Source organism: Acidimicrobiia bacterium (genome assembly GCA_029210695.1).
GTDB lineage: Bacteria > Actinomycetota > Acidimicrobiia > Spongiisociales > JAHEDJ01 > JAHEDJ01.
The window spans coordinates 1-13,448 of the sequence record JARGFH010000081.1; the positions used below are offsets into that span (position 1 = coordinate 1).

The 13,448-nt window shown below is 62.6% G+C and carries 13 protein-coding genes and 1 pseudogene; 4 read left to right on the top strand and 10 right to left on the bottom strand.

The annotated features are described in order from the left end of the window. Window positions 1-210: 210 nt before the first annotated feature. Window positions 211-1,530 (bottom strand): acyltransferase, encoded by a 1,320-nt coding sequence (locus P1T08_16895; GenBank protein ID MDF1597760.1) that lies wholly within the window; start codon window positions 1,528-1,530, stop codon window positions 211-213. A gap of 92 nt (window positions 1,531-1,622) precedes the next feature. On the opposite strand from P1T08_16895, the gene P1T08_16900 reads away from it, so the two are divergent. Beyond that, window positions 1,623-2,384 (top strand): dienelactone hydrolase family protein, encoded by a 762-nt coding sequence (locus tag P1T08_16900; GenBank protein ID MDF1597761.1) that lies wholly within the window; start codon window positions 1,623-1,625, stop codon window positions 2,382-2,384. 92 nt (window positions 2,385-2,476) lie between these two features. Here P1T08_16900 and P1T08_16905 read toward each other — a convergent pair whose 3' ends face one another. Further along, a complete protein-coding gene (locus tag P1T08_16905; GenBank protein MDF1597762.1) occupies window positions 2,477-2,776 on the bottom strand; it encodes a hypothetical protein in 300 nt (99 codons plus the stop codon). 175 nt (window positions 2,777-2,951) lie between these two features. On the opposite strand from P1T08_16905, the gene P1T08_16910 reads away from it, so the two are divergent. The 3 genes and pseudogenes from P1T08_16910 (at window position 2,952) to P1T08_16920 (ending at window position 5,604) form a co-directional block, all read left to right on the top strand. Beyond that, entirely contained in the window at window positions 2,952-4,637 is a 1,686-nt protein-coding gene (locus tag P1T08_16910; protein ID MDF1597763.1) for a hypothetical protein, read from the top strand. Window positions 4,638-5,208: 571 nt separating this feature from the next. After that, window positions 5,209-5,325 (top strand): annotated as a pseudogene (locus tag P1T08_16915) (hypothetical protein). Window positions 5,326-5,457: 132 nt separating this feature from the next. Continuing rightward, window positions 5,458-5,604 carry a hypothetical protein gene (locus P1T08_16920; GenBank protein ID MDF1597764.1) on the top strand — a complete coding sequence of 49 codons (147 nt, stop codon included), beginning with the start codon at window positions 5,458-5,460 and terminating at the stop codon, window positions 5,602-5,604. 36 nt (window positions 5,605-5,640) lie between these two features. On the opposite strand, the gene P1T08_16925 is transcribed toward P1T08_16920, so the two are convergent. The 8 genes from P1T08_16925 to P1T08_16960 all read right to left on the bottom strand — a co-directional run. Further along, window positions 5,641-6,525: an SMP-30/gluconolactonase/LRE family protein gene (locus P1T08_16925; protein ID MDF1597765.1), complete on the bottom strand. Its 885-nt coding sequence runs from the start codon at window positions 6,523-6,525 to the stop codon at window positions 5,641-5,643. A 28-nt stretch (window positions 6,526-6,553) separates the two neighbouring features. After that, window positions 6,554-7,378: a glycoside hydrolase family 16 protein gene (locus P1T08_16930; GenBank protein ID MDF1597766.1), complete on the bottom strand. Its 825-nt coding sequence runs from the start codon at window positions 7,376-7,378 to the stop codon at window positions 6,554-6,556. 5 nt (window positions 7,379-7,383) lie between these two features. Then, on the bottom strand, window positions 7,384-8,331 hold the full coding sequence (locus P1T08_16935; GenBank protein ID MDF1597767.1) for a glycoside hydrolase family 16 protein: 948 nt from the start codon (window positions 8,329-8,331) through the stop codon (window positions 7,384-7,386). Then, complete coding sequence (locus tag P1T08_16940; protein MDF1597768.1) at window positions 8,328-9,197, bottom strand: glucose 1-dehydrogenase; 870 nt, start codon at window positions 9,195-9,197, stop codon at window positions 8,328-8,330. Before P1T08_16940 ends, P1T08_16935 begins: the two co-directional genes overlap by 4 nt. A 20-nt stretch (window positions 9,198-9,217) precedes the next feature. Beyond that, window positions 9,218-10,405 (bottom strand): enolase C-terminal domain-like protein, encoded by a 1,188-nt coding sequence (locus P1T08_16945; GenBank protein MDF1597769.1) that lies wholly within the window; start codon window positions 10,403-10,405, stop codon window positions 9,218-9,220. A 42-nt stretch (window positions 10,406-10,447) separates the two neighbouring features. After that, entirely contained in the window at window positions 10,448-11,317 is an 870-nt protein-coding gene (locus tag P1T08_16950) for a carbohydrate ABC transporter permease (protein MDF1597770.1), read from the bottom strand. Beyond that, the gene (locus tag P1T08_16955; protein MDF1597771.1) at window positions 11,314-12,243 is read right to left on the bottom strand and encodes a sugar ABC transporter permease; all 930 of its coding nucleotides are present in this window, start codon (window positions 12,241-12,243) and stop codon (window positions 11,314-11,316) included. The genes P1T08_16950 and P1T08_16955 overlap by 4 nt, the downstream gene beginning before the upstream one ends. A 107-nt stretch (window positions 12,244-12,350) precedes the next feature. Beyond that, a partial coding sequence (locus P1T08_16960) for an extracellular solute-binding protein (GenBank protein MDF1597772.1) occupies window positions 12,351-13,448 on the bottom strand: 1,098 nt, incomplete at its 5' end.

The window sequence follows — 13,448 nt, forward strand, 5'->3', positions numbered from 1 at the left end:
GAGCCCTCCTCTACGCCGGAAAACCCAACTGGAATCTACTCGCCACCATCACACCCCGCTGAAATCCGATGAGCCCGTTTACTCCATCGGGGGTAGCCCGCAGATCTTCTACGAGTGGCTCCAGCGTGACGTTCCCGACTTCTAGTTCGACAGTCCGGTAGCTCCGCCCACGATGCGATCACCCGGTGATCGCATCGTCGCGCCCGACCCTCACCGGCGCTTTCTCTGGGCAGGTAGGGCGCCCAGCATCAGTGCACCGGCGATTGCCGCTCCGGGGATGCTCCAGCGGACGACGGCTTCGGAGGTGGCGATTCCGACCTGGGCAACTGCCGCCGCTGAGCCGGCCAGGAGTAACACACCTATCGTGACGATTGGCCGGTTGTGAGGGAATGGAGCGTCGCTGATCCGCCACTCGAACCGGGCGAACAATGCCACCAGCCCCAGAGTCACGATGGCCAGAATGGCCAGCCATACCGGGCGGGTGGCCCACCAGACCCCGGTTCCGGGTTCGACCTTGAACAGGGCCCCTTCGAAGGTGAACAATCCGGCGGCCGCCACCAGCGACATCGCGGACAGATGCCACAGGTAGAGGGTCATGATCACGCCGGAGACGGTCACCACCGCGTGCCAGGCCCGAACCCGGGCGGTGAGGCGGCGCACCGTCGGTTGGGTGCCGAGGATGATGCCCAACTGGATAATTCCCAACAGCGCAATCGCGAACGTTGGTGGGGTCATGTTGGTTACCCCGGCGCCGGGCACCCCGACCATCGCCACTGGATACCAGCCGATCCAGGTGACGGCGATCAGTACCGCCAGCACTCCCCCGGCCAGCGTCCAACCGGCGCGGGCCGGCACTCCCCCGGCCTCGTCCCTGTCAGCCCACCAATAGCCGATCTGGTGGACGGTCGCCCACACGAACAGGAAGTTGAACCAGGCAACCCCGGGAACGTCGAAGGCGAACCGGGCGACGTCGACGGCGATGGCGGTCGCCGCCGGGAAGAGGACGGTGGCCGGACCGAAGCGGCGCCACCAGGCGTGGGTGAGAGGCGCCATGGCGGTGAGGCTGATGTACACGGCCAGGAACCACAGCGGCACGGTGGCAGACATGGCCCCGGCGTAGACCACCTCGGGTGGGACGAAGGTGCGCATGACCATGATCAGCGCCACCCAGATCACCAGCAGCGGGATGACGGGGGTGAACAGCCGCCGGGCCCTGGCTGTGATCCAGTCCCGGCGCAGCTCCTCACCGGCGACCACCTTCCGCAGTCCCCGGGCGTTGGCGTATCCGCCGGCCAGGAAGAAGATCGGCATGACCTGAACCACCCAGGTGACCCAGCCGGAGTATGGGATCCATTCCAGGGAGTTGAGGAGGGCGATCTCATCATTGGGTTGCAACCAGATCGACGCCGCCAGCCAGTGGCCGAACATGACTACCAGAATGGCCAGCGCCCGCCAGAAATCGACGGTCCGGTTCCGGCTCGCCGGGGTCTCGGCCGCCAGCCGGGCCGTGTAGGCGAGGTACTTCTTCATTGCCGGCGTCCCTCCTTGGTTGGCCCCATTATCGGACCCCAAAGACCCGCAACTGAGTATCGTTGGGCGATCAGCTGAAGGGGAACCAGAACATGTGCGTTGACGCAGACGCCTCACCTCCAATTCGCCCGGTTTCGGGAGCATCCGTCGACCATCGGGAACTCATCCTCGGCGCCGCCGACGGCAACCAGTTCGCCGCTTTCGAGGCGTACGCCGCTGAACCCGGCGAGGTAGCGGTGATCGTCTTGCCAGACGTCCGCGGCCTGTTCGGCTTCTATCAAGAGCTGGCCGAGCGGTTCGCCGAGGTGGGATACGACGCCATCGCCATCGACTATTTCGGGCGGACCGCCGGGATCGGAGTGCGCGATGAGGAATTCGAGTACATGGAGCACATTCCCCGTACGACTGCCGACGGCGTGAAGAACGATGTGGCGGCGGCGGTAGCTCACCTGCGGGCAGACCACCCCGATAGGAAACTGTTCACGGTCGGGTTCTGCTTCGGTGGTTCGAACTCCTGGTACCAGGCGGCCAACGGTCACGGATTGGCAGGAGTCGTCGGTTTCTACGGAAAACCCGATCGAGAGCTGCCGCTCGGGGCAGGGACCGTGATCGACCGGGTGCCCGACATGGATTGCCCGGTGCTCGGCCTGATGGGTGGGGACGATCCCGGAATCCCACCCGATTCGATCGCTGCCTTCGAAGAAGCCCTGACCGCCTCGGGCATCCAACACGAACTGATCACCTATCCGGGGGCGCCGCACTCGTTCTTCGACCGGAAACAAGAGCAGTTCGCCTCCGAGTCGGCCGACGCCTGGCAACGGGTGCTCGACTTCATCGGGACCAACTCGCGATGAGTTAGTCCGGACTCGTTGAGCTAGCGCCTCGAGCGGGCACCGATCAACGATCGTTCGCGTATCGCACGATCCGACCGCTAATCAGGTATCCATCAGGTTCTCGTCCGGCTCCGCCCCTGGAAGACCCAGATGAGCGCGATCACCCACAAGCCGACCCCGCCGGCCAGCATCCCGTATCCCCAGCCTTCCGCGATGTCGCCGACTCGCCAGCTCCAGTCGCCGATTCCCAGGTACTGATCGGCTCCGGCATACAAGATGAACAGGCCCAGGAAGATCGCAATCGCACCGAAGATCGCCAGGAGCTGTTTGACGATCCTCTGCCAGCCGGTGCCTGGAGGCGTCGCGGCCGCACGATCTGCCTGGTCGGGTGTCGAGTCATACTTCGTGGCCATTTGGACCTCCTTTCACCCCCATTAGACGGCGGATCACTCCGGGAGTCGAGAGTCAATTGTCCGAATCCCCTCGTAGGCGGTCGCCTCTCGACCCGGCTTGTAGCGAACAGAGCCATTCGCCTCTTAACCGTCGCAACTCGAGGACGGAGAATGACGTTAAAAGGGGTGAGATCTCATGCGACGCACTCTGGTCGTTGTTGTTTGTTGGTCCCTAATGCTGGCCGCCTGTGGCACATCCGCAGAGGACTCCGTGGTCTCCACGACGGCCCCGACCGCCGTAACCACGACCACGACGCGAGTCACGGTCCCCCCGCCCACCTCAACAACGGCTCCCGCCATCACTTCTACGAGCACCACGACGACTTCGATTCCACCGGAGGCGGCGGCGGGGCCCAACTACATCGTCACAGGACGGGAAGGAGTGTTCCGGGTGATCGCCGGTGCCGCGACGCTGGTTCTGAACCAGCCGGATGTGATGTGGGCGGCAGACGACGGTATGGGTGGCATCGTGTTCTATGCCAGGCCCGGCGTTGTTGAGCATCTCCGGGCCGACACCGGTACCAGTGCCGTGATCGCCGAGGATGCATCCCCCAACTACATGGCCCTCGTTGGAGGGCAGCCCGCGGTGGAAATCAGTCATATGACCTTCGATGACTGCGACGACGCCGACTCATGGCATGCGATGTTGATCGACTTGCCCACCGGAGAGGAACGGATGCTGATCCCTTGCATTCCCCTGGAGTCGACCGGTGTGCACCCGCTCTCGATCGGGGGGAATCTCACGGTGTCGGTTGCGGGAGGCGGATGGCCGGACGAGGCACCCGTATCGCACCGGCTGATTCTCCGCAGCCTCGACATGCCCGAATCGATCACATTCGTCACCGAGTGGGATCTGGACGCGGAACGTCTGCTGGAAGGCCTGGCCGTTGACCTGTCATCTAACCCATGGCCGGAGCCGACACCCTGGTGTGTGCTGACGCCCGTCCTCTCGCCGGATGGCTTGGCGTTAGCGCTCTCAGAATTCGTCCCCCAACCCGACGACCTGGACGCGGCCGACTGGGCCGAGTTCAACGCGCTCGACATCACCGAACAATGGAGCAGGTGGGAAGCGGCCCTGAGGTTGGGAAACATTCGAGTTCGGATCATCGATCTCGACACAGGCGAGATCCTCTTCTCGACCACCCGGCCCGGTTGGGGGCAGGTCGTCGACTTCGACGGCCGCTACGTCGTCTACGAGACCAGCCAGATGGACGATGGCGGTGAGTACTCGCGATCGGTTGAGCTGATCGACAGTCACACAGGTGACGAGATCCCGATCAACTGGGCGGGCAACGAACCTGCGTCGAGCACTATTCGCTTGTTCCTGCCCACTGCGCCACACGGGGAGGTCAGCCTGCGCGGCGACGGACTCGGGATCGTCGGCTTCGGCGATCCATACGATCGGGTATTGGCAACACTCGAACAGATCTTGGGGCCGCCAACCGAAATCATCGAGGGCCCCGACGCCATCCAGGCAAGCGATGACTCATTCCACTACGGCGGGCCCGACATGACCGAAGTCCTGGCTGTATGGCGTCCCATCGGTTTGTTCGTCGCCTTCAGTCCCTATCCGTTCTATAGAGACGACGGAGTCATGCACTTCTCGGGTTGGGCTTCGATTCCGTCGTGGTCGAGCGTGATCGGGCCCTCGACCCCGGAAGGGATCGGCGTGGGATCGACCTACGCGGAGGCGAACGAGGCTTTCGGGGACCGTTTCGTAGCAAGCGACGACGAGTGTGGGCCATCCGCATATGTGACACCACTCGGCGAAGACGACGTCGCCTTTCGTATTGGCCTCGTGCTGGAGGTTCGATCGACCTGATCGCCCTCGACGAGCCCTACTACTACGCCGCTGTCTACGACGGCCCAAACGCCTGCGTCTGGCCGGCGGAAAAGGTGGCCGAAGAGGTGGCGCAGTATGTCGATCTGATGCGTTCTCGCTTCCCGGCGGTGATCGTCGGCGACACAGAACCGACCCCCGTGCCGGTCGAGACGGAGACCTATACGTCGTGGCTCGAGACGTTCCGCGAAGTCAACGGCTACGACCTCGGCTTCCTTCACCTCGACATGGACTGGGCCCGGACCGATTGGCCGGTCATGGTCGGCGAGCTCGTCGAATTCGGTCGGGACTTCGGAGTTCCGGTTGGAATGATCTACATCGGCAACGCCTCCGACCCCAGCGACGAGGTCAACGTGTCGGTGATGGGAGCCCGGGCGCTGCGGCTCGAAGACGAGTTCGGGGTCGATCCGGCCCACGTCCTGTTCCAGTCCTGGGTGGACCATCCGGATCGGGTCCTCCCCGAGTCCGAGCCCTACCGTTCACCTGGCTGGTTCGGACCTACTTCGAGGATCGGGACTTGCTGGGAGTCCGTTCTGAAGGAGCAGGGGCCAACGTGGCCTACGGCAAGGCCGCCCGAGCGTCTGCCACCAACCCCGGAGATGACCCGGTCAACGCATTCGACGGCGACACCGGAACCCTCTGGTCGGCCGCCGCCGATGCACCCCAATGGATCGAAGTCGATCTGGGTGAAGTATTCGACGTTGCGGAGATACGGATGGTCCCCTCGCAGTATCCGGCCGGCAACACAGTCCACCGGATTTCGGGGCGCGGTCCCGACACCGGAGGTCTGGTCGAACTCGGCGTGATCGAAAGCGAGACCACCGACGGCGACTACGTGGTGCTGGTGGCAGAGTCGCCCTGGCTCGGTCTCGACACCATCCGGGTGGAGACGACGTCCAGCCCGTCGTGGGTGGCCTGGCGCGAGATCGAAGTGGTGGCGGCCGGTTGAGTCCTAGCCGGATCACAGAGAGTCGGCGATGGAGCGCTATCGATCGGCTCGGGCGTCGGTCGCGGCAACAATCGACTCGGTGCCTCGACAACCGGGCTCGACGACGAACAGCGCACCGTCGAGGCCACCGTCGTCGATGCTTTGACCTCTTCCAACCGCGGCGGTCGTGATGAAAAGCCTGTCGAGGTCGGGACCCCCGAATCCACAAGCCGACACCCGGGGTACGGGAAGCTCTATCTCACCGATGATCCGTCCGTCGGGTGAATACCTGCGCACCTTGCCACCCCCCCACAATGCCACCCAAAGGCAATCCTCGGCGTCGATGGCGATCCCATCGGGGGTACCGTCCGTTTCGGGCACATCTACAAACGGCCGCCGCCCGGACACCGACCCCGAAGCCGTGTCGTAATCCATGAGATCGATCCGCTGTAATCCGCTGTCGACGTAGTACATGAGGTTGCCGTCCGCGGTCCAGGCCAGACCGTTGGAGATGGTGACCCCGCCGAAGAGGGTCCGCACCGACCCGTCGGTGTCACGTTGGTATAGGTGTCCAATCCCCGGTTGAGCATCGCGGGCCATTGAGCCGGCCACGAACCGCCCGATAGGATCAACCACCCCGTCATTCATGCGCGAGCCGGAACCTTCGAAAGCGCCCTGGAAGTCGACGATCCCTGTGTTATCCAACGTGGCGAATCCGTTCCGCACCGCCAGCAAGTAGCCGTCGTCCCCATGAAGGGCAAGGGCGCCAACATCCGCTCCCACAGGGATACTGGTGGTCGTTCCACCATCCGGGTCGGTTAGATGAACGTGGCCGCCGAGTATGTCGACCCAGGCAAGTAAACCCTTGCGATGATCCCACCGGGGCCCCTCACCCAGCCGGGCATGCAGGTTGATCAGAACATCGACAGCGGCGCCCGGCATGTCAGAACTTACCTCTCATGGCTTCATTTCAGGACGGTACTTGTTCACTAGCGGGGACGTCGACCCGTACCCAGTCGATCAATACTCTCACCTCGTCGTCTTTGATCCGATCCACCGTCTCTTCACTGATTCCGTAGTAGGGCGACCGGATTCCGTTTGTCTTGTACGGATAAGTGCCACCCAGTGCAAGGTTGAGGATGAGGAACTTCTCGTTATCGAACATCCACGGACCGAAGAACTCGGCCATGGGAGGCGTCACCCGGTACACGGTGGCTCCGTCGACCTCGAAGCGGAGCCGATCCGGCGACCAATCGAGCGTATACGTGTGCCAACCGGTCGCATCGTTGCCGTCCGGAAAGTAGAGCTTGTTGACGAGGCCGGCCTCCCCAGCGTATCCGGGCCCGTGCACGGCGGAACTCACCCAATCCCGTTCGCCGACATACTCCATGATGTCGATCTCGCCGGTATCCGGCCACCGGCCGTTCCCCATGGCCCAGAAGGCGGGCCACGACCCGGGCCCAGTGGGGAGCTGCATCCGAGCCGATGCTCTTCCGTATCGGAACTGGAACCGGTCTCTCGTGTCGATTCGGCCGGAGAGGAAATCGAAAGTCTGCCCGTCCTCAGTCTCGAAACCGGGTCGATACCGCGGATGGAGCACGAGGACGTTTCCGTCTGCGCCGGGGACCCCGCGCTCGACATAGGCCGTTTCGGTCGAGTCGATGTAGGCCTGCTGCTCGTCGTTGACTACACGGCCGGTCGTCCGCACGTTCCACTTTGAGCGGTCCAGTTCTCCCAAACTGAAGCCATCAAAGAAGATCGGCTCGGCTCGGTCGGGTTCGACTACAGACTCCACGTCCCCTAGCCATCCACCGGCTGGTATACGCGAACGTGGTCGACGTACATGTGCTGAGGGAACTCGGCATCCGGCGGGATGAGTCCACCTATGATGCCGCCGAGCGCGAGGTTGAGAATCATGAAGAATGGCTGGTCGAACACCCATTCTCGCTCCCCTACCGAGTCTCTGCTCTTCTCGGCGTAGAGCTCGCCGTCGAAGTACCAGCGGATACCGTCGTAGTCCCAGTCGATGGCAAAGGTGTGGAATTCGTCGGCAATCGAGAACTCCTGCCGGTTCCAGGTCGTGAGACCACCGGCGCCCGCATATCCGGGACCGTGGATGGTCCCCAGCACGAGATCCGGTTCCTTGCCGGCGTACTCCATGATGTCGATTTCTCCCACATCCGGCCAGTTGCTGTCATCGGGGTTCTCGGTGTCCCTCCCGAAGTCGGCGCCGAGCATCCAGAACGCCGGCCAGGTTCCAACTCCGGCGGGCACCTTGATGCGAGCCTCGATGAAGCCGTACTGGAACTCACGGAGGCCCTGAGTGAGGAGGCGTGCCGACGTGTAGTAGTTCCCTTCGAACTGCTCTTTGTCGGCTTCAATGACCAGCAAACCGTTCTGCACCCGGGCGTTCTCGGGCCGGTCGGTGTAGTACTGGGCCTCGCCGTTGCCCCAGCCCCAGCCGCCGATGTCGTAGGTCCAGTTGGTGGGATCGATGGTGTCGCCGTCGAACTCGTCGTTCCAGACGAGTTCCATACCCTCCGGGGACTCGATCGAGATTGGTTCCGGGGTAGTAATAGTGGTGGTTGTGGTTGGCGGGATCGTCGTCGTGGTCGACCCACGGGTCACAGTGGTTTCGGACGCGTCACGGGAGGTTGAGTTTGAGTCCCCGCTGCACGCACCGGCCACGATCGCCAGACTCAACAGGACGTATGGAAGTCTCCTGTGCCCGGATAGTGTGGCGTTCACGGTGTGTCCATTCGCTTGTCGGTTATTGCTGAAGGATCGATATCACTCCGCCGGCGTGCGCTGGGGTGCTCAGCACCCAGCTGCGCAGTGAGGCCGCCGTCGATGTAGATGACCTGTCCCGTCACGTAGTCTGCTTCAGACGAGGCGAGGAATGCAACGAGAGCGGCGATGTCGGCCGGTGTGCCGTATCTCCTGAGGGGAACACTCTCTGCTGCCTCCCGGTAGGAGTCCGGGTCGGTGAGAGCATCCGTGAGATAGGTGTGCGTCAGCCCGGGTCCGATCGCGTTGACCCGGATGCCGTACTGGCCGAGTTCGATCGCCATCGCCATTGTCAGCGCGTTGATCGCTCCCTTGGTGACGTCGTAGGGAAATCCCCGATGGTGAGCGCGCAGGGCACCTACCGACGAGATGTGGATGATGCTGCCACCGTTGCCTGCCCGCATGATCGCGGCGGCCCGCTGTGAACACAGGTAGGGGCTCCGCACGTTGGTTGCCAGTTGCCGATCCAGGAGGACTTCGTGATCGTCGAGGAAGTACTTCCGGTATAGATCGGCCGCGTTGTTGACCAGCAAGTCGACCGAACCGAAGGTTTCAATGGCTGCGTCGAACAGCGCCCCGATCTCCTTGGAGTTGCTGAGATCTCCATGGAAGGGCAGGACTTCGGTACCGCGGTCCCGCAACATCCCGGCCGTCACTTCCAGGGACGCTCCATCGATATCCGGTGCCACGATCCGCATGCCTTCGGCTGCCAACCTGAAAGCGATGCCCTGGCCGATTCCTTTGGCGGCACCGGTGACCACTGCTACACGACCGCTCAGTTCCGGATAGCGTGGTTCAAGCGATTCGAGCTGCTCTCGAATGTCCATCTCAATAATCCTTGCTGCGTTTAGGGACGGGCCGGGCTGCCGTCCGGCAATCTGGTCTGGGTCCACTGCTCGACGATTTCACCGCATGGGTGCTGAGCCGCCAGATCCTCATCGATGTCGATGCCCAGGCCCGGCCTGTCGTTCGGATAGAGGTATCCATCGACGACCTGCGGGAGGCCGGGGAACATCTCGTACTCGAGTTCCGACGGCCGGTACCACTCCTGGATCCCGAAGTTGGGCGCCCACACGTCGAGATGGAGGTTGGCGGCGTGCCCGACCGGCGAGGTGTCACCCGGGCCGTGCCAGGCTGTTCTAATCCCGAAGATGTCGGCGAACGCGGCCACATTGCGCGCCGGAGTGATGCCACCGATCTGACTGATGTGCATGCGCACGAAGTCGATCAGCTGATCCGTTATCAGCGACCGCCACTCGTGTGGGTTGTTGAACAGTTCTCCCATGGCCAGCGGCGTTGCGCACTGCTGGCGAATCGTTGTGAACCATCCGATGTCCTCCGGCGCTAGGGCGTCTTCGAGAAAGAACAACCGGTACTGCTCGACGTCCTTGGCGAACTGGACTGCATCGATCGGGTACAGGCGCTCGTGGACGTCGTGAAGAAGCTCGATTCGATCGTCAAGTCGGTCGCGGACGTGTTCGATCATCTGCAGCATCGCCCGACCGTAGGAGCGCGGGTCGAAGTAGTTGCCCTCGGGAGCGTTCCGCGGTTGGTGCATCCCCGCCCCCTCCCCCCCGTAGCCACCCATCTGGATGCGCACATGCCGGTACCCGTCTGCGACCAGTCGCCCGGCGTTCTCCGCGACCTCATGCTGATCGCGGCCGTCGGCATGCACGTAGACCGCGGCCGCCTCGCGGCTCTTGCCACCCAGTAGTTGATACAGCGGCATCCCGGCGCGTTTCCCCTTGATGTCCCAGAGAGCCTGATCGACGCCCGATATCGCGTTGTTGAGCACCGGACCGTTGCGCCAGTAGCCGTGGACCATCGACATCCGCCAGATCTCCTCGATGCGGTCGACGTCGCGTCCAATCAGGAACGGCTTGAGATGACGTTCGATAGCTGCCTCAACGGCGAAGACGCGCTGGGTGAACGTGGCGCAGCCGAGCCCATACAGCCCGTCGTCGGAGGTGAGCACCTTGACGATGACGAGCCGGGAGTTGCCCGGTTGCGTCAGGATCGTCTGAACGTCCTCAATCGTTACCGGCGAGGCACACCTCTTTCCGACCTAGAAGGGCGGCTAGCCCTTGACCGCGCCTGCGGTTAGACCGCCAATTATGTAGCGCTGCAAGAACATGAACAGCACCAGGATCGGAATCATCAACATGAGCACAGCAGCGGCGATCCCCGGCCAGTTGTTCCCGTACACGCCCTCGAAGACGATCAACCCACGGGTGATCGGATACAAGGCGGGGTCGGTCAGGTAGATCGTCGGAAGGATCAACTCGTTCCAGATGCCGATGGCGTGCAGCACGGTCACCGTGGCCACCGCCGGACGGATCAGAGGGAAGATGACCTTGAACACGTACCGCGTGTAGCTGGCGCCGTCGACCGCCGCCGACTCGTCCAGTTCCTTCGGGATCGACTTCATGTAGTTGACCAGGATGATCATCCCAATCGGATTGATCAGGAACAGAAGGATGAAGCCCGGCCGGGTGTTGTAGAGACCGAGGTTCAGGATCAGCTGGAACTGCGGGATCAGCGCCGGCGGAAGGAACAAAGCAACCACATACAATGTGAGCAACGCCTTGCTGCCTTTGAAGTATCCGCGGGCGATAGGGAAGGCCACGAACAGCGATGAGGCAATGAAGATCGCCGTCGCCGTGAACGTGTAGAGCGCCGAGTTGAGCATGTATTGCGGGAAGTTGGCCAGTTCCCAGGCATCGCCGAAGTTAGCCAGGCTGGGACTGCTGGCCAGGCCTCCCGGGTCTTGCAGATACTCGGTGAAGGGCCGCAGCGAAGTGTTGACCAGCATGAACAGCGGCCAGATGTAGAAGATCGAGAAGATCCCCAAGACGACGTACGACGCGATCTTGAGCCAACGGGATCGTGTGGAAGCGCTCTCGCTGCCGACGATCTTCTTGAAACGGGTGTCGAGGGAGGTGCTCATCCCACGTACCTCTCTTCTCTCCAGCTGACGTACTTGTTGGCTGCAAACCCAATGACGAGGACCAGGAAGAACAGCACGATCGACGCGGCGGCCGCGAATCCCTGGCGAAACGCCGGAGATTCCCCCTGTCCGAAGCCCTCTGCGAAGACGAGGTAGCCGAGCACCTGGGTGCCGTTCTTGTACCCGACCAGCACGAGGAACAACTGCCAGGCCTGAAGCGACCCAACTATGTTCAAGAGGAAGTTGGTGTTGATGGCCGGTGTGAGCTGTGGCCAGGTGATGCTCTTGAAGAGCTGCCACCCCCCAGCCCCATCGATACGGGCGGCTTCGTACAAGTCGTCGGAGATCGTCTGCATGCCGGCCAGGAAGATCACCATCGTGACGCCGACGTTGGCCCAAATCTGCACTATGACGACCCACATGAACGCCTCGCTCGGCAAGCCGCCCAGGAACTCCGACTCAGCGCCGAACAATCCGAAGATCGACGCCATCGGACCTCCCCGCGGCAACAGGAAGAGCTTCCACATCAAGCCCTGAATGACCACCCCGAGGATCACCGGGATGAAGAAGAGAGTCCTGAAGAACGTCCGGCCTTTGAGCTTCTGATTCAGAAGCAGGGCGAGTATGAGCCCAAGGGTGAACTGGATGAAGGTGACGAGGACCGAGAACTGCAGGGTGCGAACTGTGGCTGCAAGGTTGTCACGGGACGCCAAGCCCTCGAAGAGAAACTCGTTGTAGTTGTCGAATCCGACCCAGTTGACATCCGCCCCACGCAATCCACTCGCATCGGTGAACGAGTACGCAGCCGTCGCCATCGACGGACCAAGAGCGATGACGAGGTAGAGGAGAACCCCCGGAATCAGGAGGTAGATCGGCGTCAACCGACTCCAACGGCCTTCACTGCCGAACAGGTAGTTTCTCTGCATCAGCGCCATCGTCTTAGTCCATTTCCTCTCGGCCGGTTCACCGAGGGCGGGCTCTCGCTGTCGAGAGCCCGCCCCACTGGCATCCTAGATAGGTGTCTCGCCTCCCGTCAGCTGCCGAGCCCGGCGTCGAGATCGGCCTGGATCTGATTGGCGAGTTCGGTGGAATCGGTCCATTCGTTGAACGGCGCGAACCACGAGGCTGCTTGTCTGCCGTCGGCCCACTGGCCGACACCGCTCGGGGACACCCAGTACTGCTCTAGGCCGACTCGGTAAGCCGGCACCAGGTCCGCCACTGCGTCGCCCAGCTTGCTGTTCAGCGACGCGGTGGGCTGAGTGGGCAGGAAGCCGACAGCATCCAGGTAGGCCTGGTATTCGGTCGTGTCGGACAGCGCGGCCAGGTAGGCCTTGGCCACGTCCGGATGGGGCGTGTCCGATGCGACCATCCAGCTCATGTCGTACTTGCCCCACAGGTACTGGTTGTCGGCGACATTGTCGCTGCCGGGGAATGGCACGTAGGTCCAGTCGAACGTCGGCGCCAAGTTCTCCAGATTGGGGGCCTGCCACATACCGGTGGGCATGAAGGCCACGTCGCCGCCGGCGTACCGCGCGGTAGCTTCGTCATGACTCAGGCCGGTGACGCCCGACTCGAGCATTTCGGTGGCGAACACCTGGAACTTCTCGATAGCCTCGAGACCCTTGCCTTCATTCCACTTGATGTCGCCCGCCCACAGACCTTCGGCTAGCGCCGCCTGGTCGGGGAAAATGGACCCGAGCAGGCCGCTGGCTCCAACGAAGATGGGCCAGCCGTCGCCACCGCCGACCGTCATGCACGAGTTGCCAGAGTCGACAATCGTCTCACAAGCGGAGACCAGTTCGCTCCAAGTGGTGGGAATAGCCACACCAACTTCGGCCAGAAGGTCGTTGTTGACGAACATGCCGCTATAGGTGACGCGACCCATGGGGAGCGCATACACACGATCGTTGAAGGTCCCGGCGTCCCGGAGTGCGGTCTCGTCGAAATTCGCCACGAACGGCTCGTCCGTGAGGTCCATGAGGAGACCGGCCTCGATCAGCTGCTGCCAGACAGGCTTCTCACCGTAGTTGTCGCCCATGTAGTCAAGAATCCCGTTAGCCTGGATCCACCGGTCTGATCGGTGTCTGACGGTTGGGATTGACATAGAAAATGCCTTCTGACCTGGGAGAAT